The 298-nt window shown below is 68.1% G+C and carries 1 protein-coding gene; it reads left to right on the top strand.

Annotated features, from left to right (window positions below; all coding sequences use genetic code 11):
• The coding region (locus tag BK665_RS33425) for a phosphoenolpyruvate-utilizing N-terminal domain-containing protein (protein WP_311198559.1) at positions 1–298 on the top strand (298 nt) is incomplete at both ends.

Raw genomic sequence — 298 nt, 5'->3', positions numbered from 1 at the left:
ATCGCCCACGCCGAGGCCACCGGTTCGATCCGTGGTCTGGGCCGCCAGGGCACAGGCATCCAGGAGGCCAAGTTCGTCGGCGTGCCGGGTTCGCTGGGCGCGGCGGTCGGTACGGCGGTGCTCATGCTGCCGCCGGCTGATTTGGATGTGGTGCCGGCCAAGACCATCACCGACATACACGCCGAGCTCGGGCTGTTCAAGACCGCCCTCGAAGGCGTGCGCGCCGACATGCGCGCCTTGTCCGCCAAACTCGCGCCCCAGTTGCGCCCGGAAGAACGTGCGCTGTTCGACGTCTATT

Source organism: Pseudomonas frederiksbergensis (assembly GCF_003732665.1).
Lineage (GTDB): Bacteria > Pseudomonadota > Gammaproteobacteria > Pseudomonadales > Pseudomonadaceae > Aquipseudomonas > Aquipseudomonas frederiksbergensis_G.
Note: the sequence above shows the minus strand (reverse complement) of the source record. Positions and strands in the feature narration are given on the sequence as shown.